Below are 19,641 nucleotides of genomic sequence, written 5' to 3'. Positions count from 1 at the left end.
GGCTGCCGATATACCCTTGCCCCCGTCTTGGTGTGCCTTCCCTCAAGGACAATAACAATGCGCCTGACATTGAAAACCAAAGTGATACTGCTTGCGCTGGTTCCGGTCATCCTCTTCGCCCTGGTGCTGAGCGGCACCGCGGCCAAGGTGCTGCAGAGCATGGCGGAGAAAGAGATTGCCCAGACGCGTGAGCGCCTGGTGCAGGAGAAACGCAGCGAGCTCGAGCACTACATCCAGATCGCCCTCGGCGCTGTCAAGGGGCTCTACGACGGCGCTGCGCAGGGTGACATGGCCAGCCGCGAGCAGGCCATCGCCGTGCTCTCCAAGATCAAGTACGGCGCCGACGGCTACTTCTTCGGCCACGACTCCAACGTCGTGCGCCTGTTCCGTGGCGACAGCCCGGTGGACGTCGGCAAGAGCCTGGCCGACCGGCGCGACCCGAACGGTGTCTACATCAACCGTGAGCTGGTCAACGTCGCCAAGAACAACAGCTACTTCGTCAATTACTCCTCGCCGCTGCCGGGCAACGAGTCGGTGCTGGTGCCCAAGCTCGCCTACAGCTACTACCTGCCGAAGTGGGACATGGCCCTGGGTACCGCACTCAACCTGGATGGCATCGAGGCGCAGGTTGCCCAGGTGGAAACCGAGATCAAGCGCCGCATCGGCACCATCATCACCAGTATCGTGGTGGTCGCCGCCATCCTGCTGGTGGTCTTCGGGGTGATCGGCGTCTGGCTGGGCAACGCCTTCCTGCGCCCGCTGCAACAGATCAAGGCCAACCTCGATGACATCGCCGCCGGCGAGGGCGACCTGACGCGCCGCCTGCCGATCACCAGCGAAGACGAGCTGGGGCAACTGGCGGGCTCGTTCAACCGTTTCGTCGAGAAGGTGCATGGCCTGGTCCGGCAGATCGTCGAGATGACCGGCCAGCTCACCGAGCTGGTCGGCCAGGTGTCCGAGCAGGCGCAGCGTTCCGAACAGGCCATGTCGCAGCAGCGCCATGAGACCGACCAGGTGGCCACGGCGATCAACGAGATGTCGGCTGCCGCCCATGAAGTGGCGAAGAGCGCGCAGAACGCCGCCGAAGCCGCACAGCAGACGGACCGTGAGGGGCAGGCCGCGAAGACGGTGGTCGACGGCAGCATCCAGCGCATCCACTCGCTGGTCGAGGACATCCGCAGCAGCGGGGTGTCGCTGGACAGCCTGCAGCAGGACGTGCAGTCCATCGTCAGCGTGCTCGACGTCATTCGCTCCATCGCCGAGCAGACCAACCTCCTGGCGCTCAACGCGGCCATCGAGGCGGCACGTGCCGGTGAGGCCGGGCGCGGTTTCGCGGTGGTCGCCGACGAGGTCCGTGCGCTGGCCAGCCGGACCCAGCAGAGCACCCAGGAAATCCAGGGCATGATCGATCGCCTGCAGCAGGGCACCCAGGAGTCGGTGACCTCGATGCGGCGTTCCAGCGATGCCGGCGAACTGACCAGCGAGCAGGCCAACAAGGCTGGCGAATCGCTCGACGCCATCGCCCAGCTGATCGGCACCATCAACGCGATGAACGCGCAGATCGCCAGCGCCGCCGAGGAACAGACGGCCGTGGCCGAGGAGATCAATCGCAGCGTGCACCAGATCGCCGTGGCGGTCGACAGCGTGGCGGATGAAACCGAACGTGGCGCGCAGACCGCTCGCAGCCTGGCGGGCCTCGGTGAGCGCCTGGGCGCGCTGGTGCGTCAGTTCCGCATCTGAATCAGAGCGGCAGGTTCCAGCGATTGATCGCTTCGCTCAGGTGCTCGATCCAGGCGCGAACGGCCGGCGACATGCCGCGCCGGTGCGCATAGGCCAGTTGCACGTGTCCCTGTGGCACGTGCCATTGCGGCAGCAACGCGACCAGTCGGCCTGCGCGCAGTTCCTCGTGGCAGAAGGTCGTCGGCAGCATGCTGATACCCAGTCCGGCCAGCGCCGCTGACTTGCGAATGGGGAAGTCATCGATCGCCAGCCGGGCTTCCAGGGCGATCTCGCTGGCCTCCTGCGTCACCTCATGCACGAAGCGCAGGTGGATGCGTCGGTCGGCGCCAACCGCGCCCAGTGCCGGCAGCTGCTGCAGGTCCCGGGGGTGGTTCAGCTGCAGCCCGGCGACCAGGTCCGGGTGGGCCACGACATGAGCGTGCGCCGGCACCAGGCGCCGGGTGATCAGGCCAGGTTCCTCGTCATCGGCCATGCGCACGCGCAGGGCCACGTCCACCGCCTCGTTGAGCAGGTCCACACGGCGATTGGTATGCAGCACTTCCAGTTGCACCTTCGGGTAGCGGGCGAGAAAGCTGTTGGTGGCCTCGGACAGCAGCGTCAGCCCGCTGGGGCTGGAGAAGCGTACCCGGCCACGCGGCTCGCTGGTCAGGTTGGCCACGGTCTCCTCGGCCTGTTCGGCTTCCAGTAACATGGCCTGGCAATGGCGCAGGTAGCGTTCACCGATATCGGTCAGCGCCAGCTTGCGTGTGCTGCGCTGCAGCAGGCGGGCGCCCAGGCGCTGTTCCAGCTCGGCGATGCGCCGTGACAGGCGCGACTTGGGGATGCCCAGGATGCGTCCGGCAGCGGCAAAGCCACCGGCTTCCACTACCTTGGCGAAGTAGAACAGATCGTTGAGGTCATGCATGTCATCGTCCTATGAGTAGGACGAACTATCGCATTTATGCCGTCTTATCGGCTATTGGTTTCATGAGTAGCATCTCTCCCATCGTTTTTGCCCTTGCGTCATTATCGGAGAGCTCCATGAAACTACTGCACCTCGATTCCAGCATCCTGGGTGATGCATCCGCTTCCCGTCAGCTCAGCAAGGCCGTGGTCGAGGCCTGGAGCGTCGCGTCCCCGGGCGTTCAGGTGACCTACCGTGACCTCGCCAGCGATGCCCTGAGCCACTTCTCCGCCGCCAGCCTGGTGGCTGCCGGTACCCCGGCCGAACTGCGCGACGCCGCGCAGCGCCATGAAACCGAGCTGGCCGAGCGCACGCTGGAAGAATTCCTCGCCGCTGACGCCATCGTCATCGGCGCGCCGATGTACAACTTCGCCATCCCCAGTCAGCTGAAGGCCTGGATCGACCGCATCGCGGTGGCCGGCAAGACCTTCAAGTACACCGAGAACGGCGTGGTGGGGCTGGCAGGCGGCAAGACCGTGGTGATCGCATCCAGTGCCGGTGGCGTGCATGCCGGCCTGCCGTCCGGCCAGGCGCATGAGGACTACCTGGTGCGCATGCTGAACTTCGTCGGCATCGACGACATCGAGATCGTTCGTGCCGAAGGCCTCGCCTATGGTGACGAGCCGCGTGCCGAAGCCATGAAGGGCGCGGCGCAGCGCATCAGCGAGCTGTTCGCCACCGCCTGAGTCGGCAGCCCCAATGAAAAAGCCCGCTTTCGCGGGCTTTTTCATTTTCCGGGGCAGGCTCAGACGATGATGCCCTGGCTGCGCAGGTAGTCGTCGTAGGTGCCGCTGAAGTCGGTCACGCCGGTCTCCGACAGCTCGATGATGCGGGTGGCCAGGGAGCCTACGAACTCGCGGTCATGGCTGACGAACAGCAGGGTGCCCGGGTAGTTCTCCAGCGCCAGGTTGAGCGCTTCGATCGATTCCATGTCGAGGTGGTTGGTCGGTTCGTCCATCACCAGCACGTTGGGCTTCTGGCAGGCCAGCTTGCCGAACAGCATGCGACCCTGTTCACCTCCGGAGAGCACCTTGACCGACTTCTGGATCTCGTCGGAGGAGAACAGCATGCGGCCCAGTGCGGCGCGGATGTTCTGCTCGCCGCTGGTCCACTGGCCCATCCAGTCGAACAGGGTCTCGTCGGCTTCGAAGTCGTGCGCGTGGTCCTGCGCGTAGTAGCCGACCTCGGCACTGTCGGTCCACTTCACGGCGCCACTGTCCGGGGTCAGTTCACCGACCAGGGTGCGCAGCAGGGTGGTCTTGCCGATGCCGTTGGGGCCGATGATGGCGACGCGTTCGCCAGCTTCGACCAGCAGGCTGAGGTTGCTGAACAGCTGCTTGTCGTCGAAGCCCTTGCTGACTTTCTCCAGGGTCACGGCCTGGCGGTGCAGCTTCTTGTTCTGGTCGAAGCGAATGAACGGGCTGACGCGGCTGGACGGCTTGACCTCTTCGAGCTGGATCTTGTCGATCTGCTTGGCGCGGCTGGTGGCCTGCTTGGCCTTGGAGGCGTTGGCCGAGAAGCGGCTGACGAAGGTCTGCAGCTCGGCGATCTGCGCCTTCTTCTTGGCGTTGTCGGCCAGCAGACGCTCGCGCGCCTGGGTGGAGGCGGTCATGTACTCGTCGTAGTTGCCCGGGAACAGGCGCAGCTCGCCGTAGTCCAGGTCGGCCATGTGGGTGCAGACCGAGTTGAGGAAGTGACGGTCGTGGGAAATGATGATCATGGTGCTGTTGCGCTGCACCAGGACGTTTTCCAGCCAGCGGATGGTGTTGATGTCCAGGTGGTTGGTCGGTTCGTCGAGCAGCAGCACCTCGGGGTCGGAGAAAAGCGCCTGCGCCAGCAGCACGCGCAGCTTCCAGCCCGGTGCCACTTCGCTCATCGGGCCGAAGTGCTGTTCCAGCGGAATGCCCAGGCCGAGCAGCAGCTCGCCGGCACGGGATTCGGCGGTGTAGCCGTCCATCTCGGCGAACTCGCCCTCCAGCTCGGCAACCTTCATCCCGTCCTCTTCGCTCATCTCGGCCAGCGAGTAGATGCGGTCGCGCTCGGCCTTGACCTCCCACAGGCGCTGATGGCCCATGATCACCGTGTCGATGACGGTGAACTGCTCGTAGGCGAACTGGTCCTGGCGCAGCTTGCCGAGGCGCACGTTGGGTTCGAGCATGACCTGGCCGGCGCTGGGCTCCAGATCGTCGCCGAGGATCTTCATGAAGGTCGACTTGCCACAGCCGTTGGCGCCGATCAGGCCGTAGCGGTTGCCGTTGTTGAACTTGACGGAAACATTCTCGAACAGCGGCTTGGCGCCGAACTGCATGGTGATATTGGCGGTGGAGATCAAAGGACTTACCTATCAGTAACTTGAGATGCGCTGTTTAAGGGATACCGGCTTTCAAGCTCGTTGGCTTGGCCCGACAGGGCGTGAGGCCGCGTGTCGCTGGGCCATGACGTCGTCATGCCGGCGAGGGCGCGCGGGGTCCGAGGCATGGGTGAGTGTGTCGGGCGTCGTGACGCAGGAGCCTGTCTGCGCCAAAGCCGGCAATGGTAACACTTGGCACCCGGAACCACAGCCCGTTACGGCCCGCACGAGATAAAAGGCGTGGGCCGCCGGCGGTGCGCACGGGCAGGGCGCGGGGAGGCTCTTTCGCGGCGCTCTTCCGGCGAAAGGTTGTAATAAGAATGATTCGCTATTAATGTTCGTGCGGTCGCCGTGCCCTGCATGGTGTTTTCAGCCTGGTGGTTTGGGCCGCGCTATGTCTTCGTCTGAAACCGATTCGATCATTCCTCTCGAGGTGCTGTACGGCACGCATCGCGGCTGGCTGCATGGCTGGTTGCGGCGCTCGGTGGGCTGTTCGCAGCAGGCGGCGGACCTGGTTCAGGACACCTTCCTGCGCCTGCTGGTACGTGGCCAGTCGGTCGATGACCGCGCGCCTCGGGCCTTGCTGGCGCGTATCGCGCGTGGGCTGGTGATCGACCACTGGCGACGGGACGCGCTGGAGCGTGCCTACCTCGACGCCCTGGCGCAGTTGCCCGAGGCCAGTCACCCGTCACCGGAGGTGCGCTACGAGGCGCTGCAGTCCCTGGAGCGGATCGCACAGCTGCTCGATGGCCTGAAGCCCGCCGTGCGCGAGGCCTTTCTGCTGTATCAGCTCGGCGGTCTCAACCATGCGCAGGTGGCCCGGCAACTGGGCGTGTCCAGCCGCACGGTCGAACGCCATGTGGCCAGCGCGCTGCTGCACTGTTATCGCCTGTGCTTCGAGTCGCCCAGATGAGCCGGGCAGGGCAGCCACCTGAAGCCGTTGTCCGTTCGGCCATCGAGTGGCAGATGCGTCTGCGCGCCGATCCGGCCAGTGCCGAGCTGCAGCGTCAGTTGCATGACTGGCTGGCGCAGGACGAGCTGCATGACCTGGCCTGGCAACGCCTGCAGCAGATGGCTGGGCTGTTTCGCGTGGCGCCGCTGGCAGATGCCGCGCAGACCATCCCGTTGTTGCAGCGGGCCGAGGCTGACCTGAGCCGCCGGCGCATGCTCAAGCTGTTGGGGCTGACGGCGGGCAGTGCCACGCTGCTGGCGGCTACCACGGCGCCGGCGTGGCGTGCGGATTTCGCCACGGCCACCGGCGAAACCCGGCGGCTGAGCCTGGCCGGCGATGTCGAGGTGCTGCTCAACACCGGCAGTGCCCTCGACGTGCATGGCCAGCAACTGCTGCTGCGCGGTGGCGAGGCGCTGGTGGAGGGCGCGCAATGGCAGTTGCGCTGCGCTCACGCGGACTGCCTGGGGCTGCACGCGCGGATGTCGGTGCGTGAACGCGATGGTCGCAGCGAGATACGGGTCGAGCAGGGCGAGGTGCTGGTGCGTGCGGCAGCCGGCCAGCGGCAGTTGCAGGCGGGCGACGGGCTGGCGGTTTCGGCAACCCGCATGAGCGCGCTGGGCGCGGGGGCACTCGATCCCTTTGCCTGGGCACGGGGGCTGCTGGTGGTGCGCGATATTCGTCTGGCGGACTTTCTCGCCGAGGCCGGACGCTATCGGCGTGGCTGGCTGGGGTGCGATCCCGCGGTGGCCGACTTGCGCCTGTCCGGGGTCTTCCGCCTCGCCGAGCCCGAGCTGATGCTGCGCAACATCACCCATCTGCTGCCGGTCGCGCTGGTCGAGCGAACCCGCTGGTGGGTGCGCGTCGTGCCCGTCGCGTAAAAAAAGTTGTCGGACTTTCGCCGCTCATCCGGTTTGGGGTGATCACTCCCTGAATGGATACCCTCATGCGTGCTACCCGCTCTCTGCCATCGCCGTTGCAACCCCGCCGGCTGTCCACTGCCATCTGTATCGCCCTGGCGCTGTGCGGCGGTGCCGCGAGTTCGCCACTGATGGCCGCCGAGCCTGCGCCGCGCATGCAAGCCCCGGATGTACCGGGTGGCGCGCTGGATCAGGTGCTGAGTCTCTACGCCGAGCGCGCCGGCATCACCTTGTCGTATTCCCCGGAGCGGGTCCGTGGCCTGGTCAGCCCGGGCTCGACGGGGGCGCAGTCGGTCGAGGAGGGCCTGGCGCGGGTGCTCGGCGGTACCGGGCTGGTGGCGGAGAAGACCGCTTCCGGCTACGTGGTGCGGCCGGTCACGGCCGATGACAGCTATCAGCTGCAGCCGGTTACCGTCGAGGCCGCGCCGACGCAGAGCGCGTTTGCGCCGGTGCCGGGCTACTTCGCCAGCCATGCCAGCACGGCCAGCAAGACGGATCGCGCGATCCTGGAAACCGCGCAGAGCATCAGCGTGGTCACGGCCGGGCAGATCGCCGATCGCAAGGTCGACCGTGTCGAGGACGCGGTGGCCTACAGCGCGGGTGTGCGCACCGGCGGGTCCGGGCTCGACCCGCGTTTCGACCAGATCAACATCCGTGGCTTCGACACTACCATGTCCGCCGACTTCCTCGACGGCCTGCGCCAGCCCTACAACGGCTGGCTGTCGATCTACGCCACCGAGGCCTTTGCACTGGAGCGCATCGAGGTGCTCAAGGGCCCGGCCTCGGTGCTGTATGGGCAGATCAGTCCGGGGGGCATGGTCAACCGGGTGAGCAAGCGGCCGAGTCTGGACGCCAGGAATCGGGTGGAAATCCAGGCCGGCAATCATGAGCACCGGCAGGGGCAGTTCGATATCGGCGGCAAGCTGGACGAGGAGGGCGACGTGCTGTTCCGCGCCGTCGGTGTGTATCGCGACGCCGAGTACGACATCGAGCAGCTGAACAATGACGTGCGCCTGCTGGCACCGTCGCTGAGCTGGCAGATCGATGCCGACACCCGCCTGACCCTGCTGGCCCAGTATCAGGAGCGGGAGACCGCTGCTTCGCCGATGCTCTACCACGATGGCAATCGCCTCACCGATTTCTGGCAGGGCGACGAGTACTTCGACAAGCTCGATCAGCGCCAGTGGACGCTGGGCTACGAGTTCGAGCACATCATCAACGACACCTTCAGCCTGCAGCAGAACCTGCGCTACGGCCAGCTGGATACCACCAACCAGTACCTGCAGCCCAACGGCACGATCAGCAACGGGGTGATGGAGCGCTACGCCGTCGGTGTGTACGAAGAAATGGAGTCGGTCAGCAGCGACACCCGCCTGGTCAGCCGCTTCGCCACCGGCACCTTGCAGCACACCCTGCTCAGCGGCTGGGATTACGCCTGGTTCGACAGCTCGGTGCTGTATGCCTCGGGGCCGGCGCCGTCCATCGACATCAGTGCGCCGGACTATCACCAGCCGGTCAGCCGCCCCGGCAACCCGCTGGCCGATCAGGACAACCTGACCCAGCGCAGCGGTCTGTACCTGCAGGATCAGATCGAACTCCAGCGCTGGCGCCTGTCCGCCGGTGTACGCCGCGACTGGGTGCATGTGCGCAACAGCGACAACCTGAGCGACAGCAACCGCCGCACCAGCGATTCCGCCACCACCTACCAGCTCGGCGCACTGTACCTGTTCGACAACGGCCTGGCGCCCTACGCCAGTTACGCCGAGTCCTTCCTGCCGCAGAGCGGGACCAACGCCAATGGTCCGCTCAAGCCCACCGAGGGCACGCAGTACGAGATCGGCCTCAAATACCAGCCGCCAGGCAGCAGCGCCCTGTTCACCGCCTCGCTCTATCACCTGACCCAGCAGAACGTGTCGACCCGTGACCCGCTCGACCCGCTCAACACGGTGCAGACCGGCGAACAGGTGTCACGCGGTCTGGAGCTGGAGGCGGTCGCCGACCTCAGCGAGCGCCTGCACCTGAACGCCAGCTACAGCTACAACGACCCCGAGGTGACCAGGAGCAATGACGGCAACGAGGGCAAGGAGCCGAAGGACACGCCGCGCCACATGGCCGCGTTGTGGCTGGACTACAACCTGCCGTCGGGTCTCGGTTTTGGTGCCGGCGCCCGCTACACCGGCAGCGTATATGGCAACGACATGAACACGGTGAAGAGCGATGACTACACCCTGTTCGACGCTGGCGTGCACTACGACTTCGCCGGTGAGCTGGATGGCGTGCGCCTGGCCGTCAACGCGCGCAACCTGACCGACAAGCAGTACGTCAACTGTCAGGACGGCTACTGCTACCGTGGCGAGGCGCGCAGCCTGATCACCAGCCTGAGCTACAGCTGGTGAGCGCCCTGAACTGGTTGCGCAGCGCTGTGACGGCGCTGCTGCTGGGTGGTCTGGCCGCCGCCCATGCCGAGCCGGTCAACCTGGACGGTAGCGAGCAATGGCTGATGAAAAGCGCCGAGGGCCGCGATTACCGGATCATGCTCAGCCTGCCGGAGGGCGACGTGCCCTATACCGGCGGCTACCCGGTGATCTACCTGCTCGACGGCAATGCCTACTTCCCGGCGTTGCATGCCGCCAAGCGGGCGCAGGAGCGCTGGCGCAAGGCAATCGTCGTCGCCATTGGCTACCCCAGCGATACGCCGCTGGATTTCGAGCGTCGTGCGTTCGACCTGTCGCCGCCGCAACTGCCCGAGCGCAACGATCCGCAGCAGGGCGGCCAGGACCTGTTTCTCGATTTCATCGAGCAGCGCCTGATGCCGCGGGTCAACCAGCGCTTCAAGGTCGATCGGGATCAGGTCAGCCTGGTCGGGCACTCGTTCGGCGGCATGTTCGCCATCTACACGCTGTTCACCCGGCCACAGCTGTTCCAGCACGTGGTCGCCATCAGCCCCAGCCTGTGGTGGCGTGATCGCTACCTGTTGGCGCATGAGCGTGCGTTCGTCGAGCGTGCGCGAGCAGGCGAGCTGGACCTGACCCACCGCAGCCTGAGCATGTGGGTGGGGGACCGGGAGATGCCGCAGGAGATCCAGGACGTGCGTTCGCTGCAGCTGCGCCTGGAGTCGCTGTCGCAGTACGGCCTACGCAGTGATTTCCAGCTCGAAGCGGGCGAGGATCACATGTCGATTCCGTTTCGCGTCACCCCCCGCGTGCTGGAGGAACTGATGAGCACGCGACGCTACTGAGTCGCGCCCCAGGCAGCCCGCCGCATGCGCGGGCCGCCCCGGCAGATCGTCATCTGCGCTGGTGTCCTAGAGACGTGGCCGCAGCTTCAATTCCGGTGTGGGCTTGGGCGCACCGATGGCCGGATGGCTGTCGGGATGCTGCTCGATCATCTGGGCAATGCGGCGCAACTGCTCGAGCATGGCCTGGGCCAGGCCGGCCTGGGTACGGTAGAGGCCGGTGTCCGGGTCCTGCTGCAGGTCGTTGAGGCCCTTGAAGGGGTAGCTGTAGTGCCTGGCATCCGTGCTGAAGAAGCGCTGGTAGTCCTGGGGCGTGTCATGCAGCTCGCGGCAGGCTCGCTCCAGGCTCTGCAGCTGTTCGGCGACGCTGGCCAGTTGCAGGCGCAGGCGGATGATCTGGTGGTTCTCCCAGTTCATCGGCGAGGCCTGTGCACCGGGCTGCCAATGCGCCGGGTTACCGAAGCGCAGCACGAACTGCTGGCCGGCTTCGCGGCCGTAGCGGGTCAGCCGTTCGATACGCTCCCTGGGCATGTTCAGGTTGAGCCCACCTTCGTCCGGGGTCAGCTGGATCAGGCCGATGCGGTCGCGGAAGCCGGGCAGCAGCGACAGGGTCTCGTGGTTCCAGTCCTTGGCGACATTGCTGAGCTGGCCGAGAAAACCGCGCAGGGCGGGCAGGCCGTGCTGCGGAAAGCGCCGCCAGTAGGCCAGCCGTGCGTCGCCGTTGTTGCGCGGGAAACGCACCCGTTGCGCGTCGGCGCCGTCGGTCGGCCCCAGGTCGAGGCCGAAGGTCGGGCGTCGCGGCAGTGCGGCGTCGAAGAAGTGGATGGGAAAGTTGGAACTGATGCCGCCATCGGTGAACCAGCAGCGCTCCAGCCGCTTGCCGGGCTTGCGGTAGTCCACGGCATGCAGCGGCACGGCGCTGAGCAGCAGGGGGAAACTCAGGCTCATGCGCACAGCGACGATCACCGGCAGGTCGTCCGGCACCGGCAGGCGCAGATAGCCGTCGTGCCGCTCGCTGTCGCTCGGGCGCTGGTGCGCGCTCATCCAGTCGACCACGCGCCGGGGGAACAGGCGGGCGAACTCCTCCTCGCGGAAATGGAACTGATTGTTCTCGCGCACCTGGCGGTCATCACGGAACGGCAGGCGGAAGGGGCGCGCCATGCTCAGGCAGGTGGTCATGACCTGCAGATCGATACCCTGCTTGCGCAGGTCGCCGAAGGTCAGCGGCCGCTCGCATTCGATGGCCTCGGCCTGGCCCGCGCAGAATGCCTGCTGACCACTGAGGCGATCGAGGTACTGGGTCAGCCAGGTGGTCAGGGCTTCCCCGGGGGCGCTGTCGTCCGTTGCCGGCATACCGGTACACAGGCCGAAACCATTCGCCGGGATTTCCCGCAGCGCAGGCACGAGCAGGCGCAAGACGACCGCCAGGGCACTGCCAAGTACCGCGAACAGCGCGACCCAGAGCCACACCAGCAGGCTGTCGCTGGCGATGGCGCTCCACCACAGCGGCCCTCCGGCGAGCAGGGCACCGAGCAGCGCGGCAAGCTTGTGTCGGGCCAGCATGACCTTCAGGGGCGCGACCACCCGTACCCAGGGGCTCTTGCCTTTGCTGTCGAGGATCGCGATGAAGGTGTCGAACAGCGTGCGCAGGGGCGCGACGGGCCTGAACAGCGCCAGCAGCTTGGTGCCGCGGCCACTGGCCGCAGGGGTGCAGAGGTGTTCGGGAAGTCGCTCGATTTCGGCGAAGCCGGCGGGGTCCTGCTGCAGCTGCCCCTGCTGGTAGCGCTGGCGGCCCAGCTCGGCAGCGGCCGCCGCTGCCGCGGCAATGGCACCGGCACTGGTACCGCCGATGCTGCGCAGACGAAATGCCTGGGCAATCTCGGTAATGGCCAGCGGATAGACGATGCCGCTGGTGATACCGCCCTTCATGATCAGGTCGCATTCCTGGGCGAAGACCGCCTGGCGCGAATCGTTCATCTACTGCTCCTAGTCGTCGTGCCGAACGCAGGCGCAGGCATGATAGCGCGGCTTTGCCGTCCATATGCCAGCAGCTTGGGGCGGTACTGATCGGTCACGGCGTGTCCGGGGATTCGAGGCGGCGCTGCGGCGCTGGAAGAGCAGCGGCCATGTCATTCGGGCGCTCGAACCTGCCGGCAATCCTGGGTACTCGGGTCTGGATACACACATGGCTTGCCAGGTCATTGAGATCGACCGCCGATGCTCATAACGTCTATGCCCATTCCGCACGCTGAACCCGAAGCCTGACCACCAGGACAGCGGCGCTCGGCAGAACAATAATCACGACGCCCGCGGCGCGGATGACGGGTGTCGGCAGGAGTCGCAGTTGAAAGCAGCCATCTCTCGTACCCTGACGCGAACGCTCACCAGCCCGACCCTGCGTGACTGGCGATGGCGCCTGGCCGCTGTGCCAAGGCGATTGCAGGGGCAGGAGCCGGTGGTGCATTACTTCCATCAGGCGGATGACCCGTACAGCCACCTGACCGCCTCGTTGCTGCCGCAGCTTCAGCAGCGCTACCGGGTGCGGATCTCCAGTCACCTCGTGCCACCGCCCTCGATGGAGAATGCCCCCGACCTCGCGAGGCTTGGCGAGTGGTCGGCGCGCGATGCGCGGCGGCTGGCAGGCCACTTCAAGCTGGCGCCCGTCCGCGAATTTTCCGCGCCCGACGGCGGCGAGCTGCGCCAACGACTGGGGCATTACCTGGGCGCGACCTTCTACTTCGAGGGCGAGTGGTACTGGGGGATCGATCGCCTGCATCATCTGGAACGCAGGCTGGCAGACGCAGGCCTGGCCGAGGCCGGCCTTCAGCCCCTCGTTGCACCGCCGGATCTGCTGCTGGAGGAGGGCGTGAGCAGCACGCAAGCGCCGGTGCTGCATTTCTTCTGCTCGCTGCGCAGCCCTTACACCTGGATTGCCACGCCCCGCATAAGGCAGCTGGCCGAGCATTATGGCGCTGAGCTCAGGCTGAGATTCGTGCTGCCGATGGTCATGCGCGGTTTGCCCGTCCCCCTCGAGAAGCGGCTCTACATCCTTCGCGACACCAAGCGCGAGGCAGAACGCCTGGGGCTGCCGTTCGGGACGATTGCCGACCCGCTCGGGGCGCCAACGGAGCGCGGCCTGGCACTGCTCCAGCATGCCATCGGCCAGGGCAAAGGGCCCGAGTTCCTGGAGTCGTTCCTGAGGGGGGTATTCGCCGAAGGGATCGACGCCGGCTCGGATCGCGGCCTGGCCCGGATCGCCCAGCGTGCAGGGCTGGACCCGGATGAGCTTGCCGTTGCCCTGGCCGACCCGAGCTGGCGGGCAGTCGCCGAGGCCAACCGGAGCGAGATGCTGAGCGAGGGGCTCTGGGGCGTACCGTCGTTTCGCATCGATGACTTGCCAGCCCTGTGGGGGCAGGACCGTATCTGGATGCTGGAGCAGGACCTGATAAGCCAACTGACCCGGCGGGGGTGAGTGACGCCGTGCTTCATTGGTCGTCGAGTCAGCTGTCCGCCTCCGACTCAGGGGAGCGAACTTGGCTCCAGACTGACCGAAACGGTTCGTCCAGCTACCAGCTTCATGCCTTCCGGTATCTCGTCGATAGCGATGCGTACAGGGATGCGTTGCGCCAGGCGAATCCAGCTGAAGGTCGGATTCACGTTCGCCAGCAGCGTGCCAGACGCCGTGCTGCGCTCGCTGTCGTTGATCCCGGCTGACAAGCCTTCCACATGACCGCGCAGTGGCTCCGGCTCGCCCATGACCCAGATGATGGCCTTGGCTTGCTCGCTGATCTGCGCCAGCTTGGTTTCTTCGAAATAGCCGGCGACGTAGAAGCTGCTGCTGTCGACCAGGGTCATGACCGGCTGTCCGGCGCTGGCGTAGGCGCCCGGCCGCAGCGAGAAATTGGTGACCACCCCGTCCACCGGTGCGTAGAGATCGGCTCGCTGCAGGTTGAGGGTCGCCAGTTCACGGTCTGCCAGTGCCTGATGCAGCTCTGCATTGGCCTGGGCCAGAGCATCCTGGCGGTAGTCTTTCTGTTGCGCGGAGACTGCCGTTTTCAGTTCGAGATAGCGCTTGCGTTCGCGTTGTGCCGACGCCAGTTGCACCCTGCTGCGTTCCACGGCTGCTTCGGCCTGGGCCAGGGCGTTGCGCAGGCGTTCCTTGTCGAGGCTCAACAGCCGTTCGCCTTTCTGCACGACCTGATTGTCGTGAACGTAGACGGCTTCCACCTTCCCCGAGACGTCAGTCGCCAGCGGCACCACATCCGCGCGCAGTTTGCCGTCGCGGGTCTGCGGTGCGTAGGTGTAGTAGAGGTAGAGCTGCCAGAGGACAAGCGCGGCACCCAGTACTGCTGCCAGGGTCACCAGCGGGCGTAGCACGCGGAGTGGGGTGGGACGAGTCATGCGGTCCTCATGGGGTGGTCAGTAGCTGCAGGCCGTGAAACAGCCCGCCAGTCAGCAACAGGTAAAGGGCGGTGTCGAACAGGGGGCGCTGGGCGACGAGTCGGTAGGCGCCGGTCCAGGCAAGTAGTCGAGACAGGCCCAGGCGCAGGACGAAGGCTGCGATCAGGCACAACAGCAAGGGCGAGATGTACAGGCCATCGAGGTTGATTTCACCGATCATCACGCGGGCTCCAGTCGGCGGCGTTGGGGAACAGGCGCAGGCGCAGCCAGGTCAGGGGGCGTAGCTGTCGGCTGTCGTGGCGCTGCCAGGCTGCGTCCAGGCCGGCGTCCAGCTGGTCGAGCAAGCGGCGTCGTGTCTGCTCGTCGCGCGGCAACGGGTGCTGCCACAGCTCGCTCGTCAGGACGGCAGGTTCCTGGCCGTTGGCACTGGCCAGGCGCAGTGTGGCCAGATTGATTCCTGCCTCCAGGCGGGCAAGCAGGTTGGGGATTTCTGCCCCCTGGCCGATGGCGGCAAGCCGGGGAGCCTGAGCGGTGATGCGATCCAGCGTGGTGTTCTGGTAGCGCGCCAGCTCCTGCTCGTTCGCGTGAGCGTTGAGGCGCTGCAACGCCCGCCTGTCCTGGCGCTCCAGGCGGTCGAGAATGGGCTGTGCGCCCCAGCGGCGGAAGAGGGCCGCGCACATGAAGGCGCAATAGACGCCGACCAGCGTGCCGCAGGTGCTTTCCAGAAAGAAACCGAGGTCATACGGCGCGTAGTGTCCCTGGAAGTTGATGCTGCTCAACGACAGCGCGATGGCCAGAGTCGCCAGTGGGTTGATGGCCGCCCAGGCGCCCAGGGGCAGGAGAAACAGCGCCATGACGAGCAGGAAGCTGGTGTAGTCGCTGGCCAGAGGCAGCAGCACATAGCCGAGCACGAAGCCCAGCCCCATGGCGATCAGGGCGAAGCGACCGAAGTGACTGATGGCGTAGCCGGGCTCGTCACCGCTGCCAAAGAAGGCGATGGCCACCACGCCCAGCAGCACCATGTTGGCGCCCTGTTCCCAGCCGGTGAAGTACCAGAGCAGGCACAGCAGGGTATAGGTCGCCAGGATGCCGGCGAACATGCGCGTGGCCATGTCCGTGTCGGCCGGCAAGGGGAACGCCCTGGCTTGCCGGACACGCTCGTGCAGCTCGAGCTGCAGGGGCTCGCCATCCAGAAAGGCATCCAGTTGTCGAGCCTCGGCCCACAGCTCGAGGTACTGATGGATATGGTCGTGGAGCGCATCGACGATCAGTCGCTCCCAGGCTGACAAGCTCGCCGTATCTGGTAGCAGCCCGGCAAGCTGTTCATGGTTCGGCGTCTCACTGCGCGCCTGGTGACGGACTTCCGCCAGGTAGGGCCGCAGGGGCTGGCGCAGGGTCTCGGGCAAGTCGGCAAGGACGTTGCCGATGGCACTCAGCAGCGGCACCAGGCTCAGGAGGCGCTGCTGGAGGGTGGCAGCGGCCTGGCGGGTGCTCCGGTCGACCGAGCTGTCGTAGCTCAGGGTGGACATCAGCTGGCTGAACGACGCGATATCGCCCAGGGTCCTGATTCGATCCAGCTCGGTCTGCGCATCGACCGGCTTGCCATCCAGGCAGTCTTCTTGCCAGCGCAGCATGTCGGGCAACCAGCCTTTGAGACGTTCACGCAACACCGGCGCCAGCGATGAGGGAAAGAGCAGGCTGTCGACCAGTGTGACACTCACGATGCCCAGGCATATCTCCGTGACCCGCGTGACCACCATGTGGAACATGGTGTCCGGATGATTGATGTAGGCAATGGCGACCAGCATCATGGTCAGGGCTCCCAGCTGGAAGAAATAGGCCCTGGGGGTGCGGTCCAGATGGGATGCGCCCAGCATTGCGGCGGCCGACAGCCCCGAGCAGATCACCAGCATCTGCGGGGCATTGCTCAGATAGGCGGACATGAGCAGGGTCAGTGCCCCGGCGAAGAGGGTGCCGCCCAGGCGGTAGGTGGCGCGCGCCCTGACTGCGCCGCTGACCGGGTTACTGAGCACGCAGGCAGTCACCATGGCCCAGTAGGGGTTGAGCAGACCGAGGTTGACTGCCAGGGCGTAAGCGAGCATCGCCGACAGGTAGAGCTTCACCGCGTATAGCAGTTGCGGGGCGCTGGGTTTCATGGAGTGTCCAGCAGGTACTGATTGGCCCGTTCCTCGAAGAGGCGCAGGAGGGCCGTGGCACGCTCGATATCCGCTTGCGGTACGTCCAGCATCAGTTCCAGGCGCAGCTTGTCTGCCGCGGCTTCCACCTGCTCGGCCAGTTTTGCCCCGGAGAGCTGGGTGTGCAGTGTGTTGGCTCGCCTGTCCCCTGGCACCTGCCTTCTTTCCAGCAGTCGCATCTCGGTGGCCTGGTCCAGCAGGCGTACCAGGGCTCCGGGATTGATACCGGCTTCCTCGGCCAGCTCCTTCTGGGTCATGCCCTGCGGGTTGCGGTGGACCAGCACCACGACTGTCGCCAGCGACATGGATATGCCGGTGTCGGCGATGACACGAGAGACCGCTTTTTTCCAGGCTCTGCGCACCGGTTGCAGGGCATTGGTGAGGTCGTGGAGGGCGGCGGTCTTGGAGGGCATGTGGGTGACTCGTCAGTACATGGAGCGTAGTAATTTAAATTCAAATCATTGCTTAGGCAATTGATTTGAGCATCAAGATGTCCTCCTTGTCATGCGGCTGTTCCGAGTCGATGCAGGCGGACGCCTGGCGGAGCGTTCCACAACGCAGGTGGGAGGAGGGCAGGTAGCCGCGCCCGGTATACGTCGCAGCAGCGCTGGGCCAGTAACGAACCTCAGGGACTGGTTTGCCCGTTGAACCATTGCTCCTCGATAGCCTGAAGCATCTGCTCGGGGGGCGTCTGCCGGCTCATGCGCCCACGCTGGATGTGGCGATGCTCGAATGAGCGCGCCCCTCGTGCCATCAGCTTGGCCTTGAGCCTCTCAATGTGTTCGTCGCCAAAGTTGCTGTTGTAAGTGTTGAACAGCACGATGTGCTGGTCATCGAAGCGGTTGTGCTCGACGAAGCTCCAGAGCGGTGGCGCGGGGCTGTAGAGCCACACCGGTGATCCGAGCCAGACGGTATCGAATGACGTCAGATCGATGTTGCTCGGGTTGATCTGCGGGAGTGCCTCGGCTCTTTCCTTGAGCCTGTAGGCGTCCTTGAGTGCATGCAGCAGACCGCTCAGGCCAAGCGAATAGGCTGGCGCCTCAAGCGCAAACAGTCGGGCGTCAAGGTGCCTGGCGATCTGCCGTGCGGCCAGTGCGGTATTGCCCGAGCGGGAGAAATACACCACGGCCGTACGGGCCTCGTCCTGCGGATTGACTTCGGGCTGTCGACTCGCCAGCTGGCGCGCCTGCAGGCTTTCTATCCAGGTGACCGCCTGCAGCTCCAGCATCACCACGGCGATAGGCACTCCCAGCAACAGGGCGATCCACTTGAACATCGTCGGCCTCGCTTTACATGAAGTATGGTTTGTCGCCGTCGCTGCCGGGCTTGTTCACCCCGAGGTCGGCGCCAATGTGCAATGTGGGCTGCTTGATGATCTGCACGATCAGGTCGGCCACGCTCTTGCGTGAAACCACGGTGCCGCTGAAGGGCTCGCCTTTGCCGGTGAGCTCGTAATCCACCTCGTGCTCGTCGGTCAGCCAGGCCGGGCGCAGGATGGTGAAGTCCAGGCCCGAGGCCGCGATGGCATCCGCGGCCCGGCGGTAGGGCTTGAGGTCCTCGCCGATAGTGGCGCGGTTCCACTCGCCGAAGCGGCCTGGAACCTCGTCATGGATGCCCAGCGACAGGACGAAGATCAGGCGCCTCACCCCGGCGCTCTGCATGGCGGCGATGATGGCCTGGGCCTGTTTGTCCAGGTCTTCACCGGCGAGATTGGCGTAGACGATGTCCTGCCCGGTCACGACTTTGCGCAGGAGCTTCTTGTCGAGGGCATCGCCGATCACCACCTGTGCGTTGTTCGGCTCCTCGCCGCTGAGCTTCCTGGGGTTGCGCAGCAGCAAGGTCTGCTGCACACCTTCGTGTTGCCCCAGACCTCGGGCCACCCATTGGGCGATCTGCCCGGTGGCGCCGAGGATGAGTACCCTTTTCATGACTGATCTGCCGTCCTACAGGTGCTGTTTGAAGAACGGCACGATCTGCGCCATGGCCAGGGCGACCGGCTCCGGCTGGTCGTAGAGGTCATAGTGCGACCAGCCTTCCGCGACGAAGATCTGCTTGGCTTGCGATGCCGCCCGGCCATAGATCTCCCAGCCGTCGCGGTAGGCGCCAAAACCACCGGGTTTGTCGCCAATCACCACCAGCAGCGGCTGGGTCAGCAGGGTTTCAGCATGGGCGAAGGCGTCCCAGGCCATGGCTGCGCTGTTGAAGGAGAACAGGCCGCTGGTCGCCCCGTTGGGCTGTTGGCCACGCGCCGACTTGTAGTAATCGGTGGCCTCCAGCACGTCGATATCGCTGATGCCGGCTTGTTTGCCCGCTTCGACCGAATCGGGCAGGTAGTTGATGACATGGCGGGGCGAACCCTGGGCCTCCGCTGTGCGCTGGGCGGCCATGGCCTGCAGGGCAGCGACCGGGTCGAACTGGCTGAAGCCTTCACGCATCAGCCGACCGAAATTGACCCCGGTGATGGAGGTGAGCGCCTTGATGCGCTGGTCGGTGCTTGCGGCGCTGACCGTGTAGGCACCGCCGCCACACACGCCGATGGCGCCGATGCGGTTGGCGTCTACGTAAGGCAGGCTCACCAGGTAGTCGATGGCGTAGCGAATGTCCGAGACGCGAATCGCCGGGTCTTCCATGAAGCGTGGCTCACCGCCGCTGGCGCCCTGAAAACTGGCATCGAAGGCTAGGACGACGAAGCCTTCAGCGGCCAGTTGGCGTGCGTAGACGTTGCCGGAGGTCTGCTCCTTGCAACTGCCGATCGGGTGCGTACTGACGATGGCCGGATAGGTCCTGCTCTCGTCGAAACTCGGCGGCAGGTACAGGTCGGCGGCCGAGTCCCAGCCCAGATTGCGATAACTGACGTGCTTGATGGTACTCATGGGGTGGCTCCTGGGCGGCCGGTGCGCATCGCGCC

17 protein-coding genes are annotated in these 19,641 nt (G+C 65.6%); 7 read left to right on the top strand and 10 right to left on the bottom strand.

The window, feature by feature from the left end; genetic code table 11:
* Positions 1-57 precede the first annotated feature (57 nt).
* Entirely contained in the window at positions 58-1,740 is a 1,683-nt protein-coding gene (locus EPK82_RS13020; protein ID WP_037048287.1) for a methyl-accepting chemotaxis protein, read from the top strand.
* A 1-nt stretch (position 1,741) separates the two neighbouring features.
* On the opposite strand, the gene EPK82_RS13015 is transcribed toward EPK82_RS13020, so the two are convergent.
* Complete coding sequence (locus EPK82_RS13015; RefSeq protein WP_134676837.1) at positions 1,742-2,644, bottom strand: LysR substrate-binding domain-containing protein; 903 nt, start codon at positions 2,642-2,644, stop codon at positions 1,742-1,744.
* 116 nt (positions 2,645-2,760) lie between these two features.
* On the opposite strand from EPK82_RS13015, the gene EPK82_RS13010 reads away from it, so the two are divergent.
* Complete coding sequence (locus tag EPK82_RS13010; RefSeq protein WP_037048282.1) at positions 2,761-3,369, top strand: FMN-dependent NADH-azoreductase; 609 nt, start codon at positions 2,761-2,763, stop codon at positions 3,367-3,369.
* A 59-nt stretch (positions 3,370-3,428) separates the two neighbouring features.
* On the opposite strand, the gene EPK82_RS13005 is transcribed toward EPK82_RS13010, so the two are convergent.
* Complete coding sequence (locus EPK82_RS13005) at positions 3,429-5,015, bottom strand: ABC-F family ATPase (RefSeq protein ID WP_047584975.1); 1,587 nt, start codon at positions 5,013-5,015, stop codon at positions 3,429-3,431.
* A 412-nt stretch (positions 5,016-5,427) separates the two neighbouring features.
* Here EPK82_RS13005 and EPK82_RS13000 point away from each other — a divergent pair, with 412 nt between their 5' ends.
* The 4 genes from EPK82_RS13000 (at position 5,428) to EPK82_RS12985 (ending at position 10,140) form a co-directional block, all read left to right on the top strand.
* A complete protein-coding gene (locus EPK82_RS13000; RefSeq protein WP_134676836.1) occupies positions 5,428-5,946 on the top strand; it encodes a sigma-70 family RNA polymerase sigma factor in 519 nt (172 codons plus the stop codon).
* The gene (locus tag EPK82_RS12995; RefSeq protein ID WP_134676835.1) at positions 5,943-6,863 is read left to right on the top strand and encodes a DUF4880 domain-containing protein; all 921 of its coding nucleotides are present in this window, start codon (positions 5,943-5,945) and stop codon (positions 6,861-6,863) included. Before EPK82_RS13000 ends, EPK82_RS12995 begins: the two co-directional genes overlap by 4 nt.
* A 65-nt stretch (positions 6,864-6,928) precedes the next feature.
* Positions 6,929-9,298 (top strand): TonB-dependent siderophore receptor, encoded by a 2,370-nt coding sequence (locus tag EPK82_RS12990; RefSeq protein ID WP_244229957.1) that lies wholly within the window; start codon positions 6,929-6,931, stop codon positions 9,296-9,298.
* The gene (locus EPK82_RS12985) at positions 9,295-10,140 is read left to right on the top strand and encodes an alpha/beta hydrolase (protein WP_134676833.1); all 846 of its coding nucleotides are present in this window, start codon (positions 9,295-9,297) and stop codon (positions 10,138-10,140) included. The genes EPK82_RS12990 and EPK82_RS12985 overlap by 4 nt, the downstream gene beginning before the upstream one ends.
* A 66-nt stretch (positions 10,141-10,206) precedes the next feature.
* On the opposite strand, the gene EPK82_RS12980 is transcribed toward EPK82_RS12985, so the two are convergent.
* Positions 10,207-12,114 (bottom strand): patatin-like phospholipase family protein, encoded by a 1,908-nt coding sequence (locus tag EPK82_RS12980; protein WP_134676832.1) that lies wholly within the window; start codon positions 12,112-12,114, stop codon positions 10,207-10,209.
* 367 nt (positions 12,115-12,481) lie between these two features.
* On the opposite strand from EPK82_RS12980, the gene EPK82_RS12975 reads away from it, so the two are divergent.
* Positions 12,482-13,609 (top strand): 2-hydroxychromene-2-carboxylate isomerase, encoded by a 1,128-nt coding sequence (locus tag EPK82_RS12975; protein ID WP_134676831.1) that lies wholly within the window; start codon positions 12,482-12,484, stop codon positions 13,607-13,609.
* Between the two features lie 47 nt (positions 13,610-13,656).
* Here EPK82_RS12975 and EPK82_RS12970 read toward each other — a convergent pair whose 3' ends face one another.
* From EPK82_RS12970 to EPK82_RS12940, 7 genes are all read right to left on the bottom strand, one after another.
* Positions 13,657-14,538, bottom strand: coding sequence for an efflux RND transporter periplasmic adaptor subunit (locus EPK82_RS12970; RefSeq protein WP_134676830.1), 882 nt, complete (start codon positions 14,536-14,538; stop codon positions 13,657-13,659).
* 7 nt (positions 14,539-14,545) lie between these two features.
* Positions 14,546-14,758, bottom strand: a complete 213-nt coding sequence (locus EPK82_RS12965) for a DUF1656 domain-containing protein (protein WP_037048255.1) — start codon at positions 14,756-14,758, stop codon at positions 14,546-14,548.
* Positions 14,748-16,694 carry an FUSC family protein gene (locus EPK82_RS12960; protein ID WP_134676829.1) on the bottom strand — a complete coding sequence of 649 codons (1,947 nt, stop codon included), beginning with the start codon at positions 16,692-16,694 and terminating at the stop codon, positions 14,748-14,750. The genes EPK82_RS12965 and EPK82_RS12960 overlap by 11 nt, the downstream gene beginning before the upstream one ends.
* Positions 16,691-17,146, bottom strand: a complete 456-nt coding sequence (locus EPK82_RS12955; RefSeq protein WP_134676828.1) for a MarR family winged helix-turn-helix transcriptional regulator — start codon at positions 17,144-17,146, stop codon at positions 16,691-16,693. The genes EPK82_RS12960 and EPK82_RS12955 overlap by 4 nt, the downstream gene beginning before the upstream one ends.
* Before the next feature lie 212 nt (positions 17,147-17,358).
* Complete coding sequence (locus EPK82_RS12950; protein WP_134676827.1) at positions 17,359-18,009, bottom strand: flavodoxin family protein; 651 nt, start codon at positions 18,007-18,009, stop codon at positions 17,359-17,361.
* A 13-nt stretch (positions 18,010-18,022) separates the two neighbouring features.
* Positions 18,023-18,661: an SDR family oxidoreductase gene (locus tag EPK82_RS12945; RefSeq protein WP_134676826.1), complete on the bottom strand. Its 639-nt coding sequence runs from the start codon at positions 18,659-18,661 to the stop codon at positions 18,023-18,025.
* Between the two features lie 15 nt (positions 18,662-18,676).
* Positions 18,677-19,606 (bottom strand): alpha/beta hydrolase, encoded by a 930-nt coding sequence (locus EPK82_RS12940; protein ID WP_134676825.1) that lies wholly within the window; start codon positions 19,604-19,606, stop codon positions 18,677-18,679.
* Between the last annotated feature and the right edge of the window lie 35 nt (positions 19,607-19,641).

It is taken from the genome of Ectopseudomonas khazarica (assembly GCF_004521985.1).
Classification (GTDB): domain Bacteria; phylum Pseudomonadota; class Gammaproteobacteria; order Pseudomonadales; family Pseudomonadaceae; genus Aquipseudomonas; species Aquipseudomonas khazarica.
Note: the sequence above shows the minus strand (reverse complement) of the source record. Positions and strands in the feature narration are given on the sequence as shown.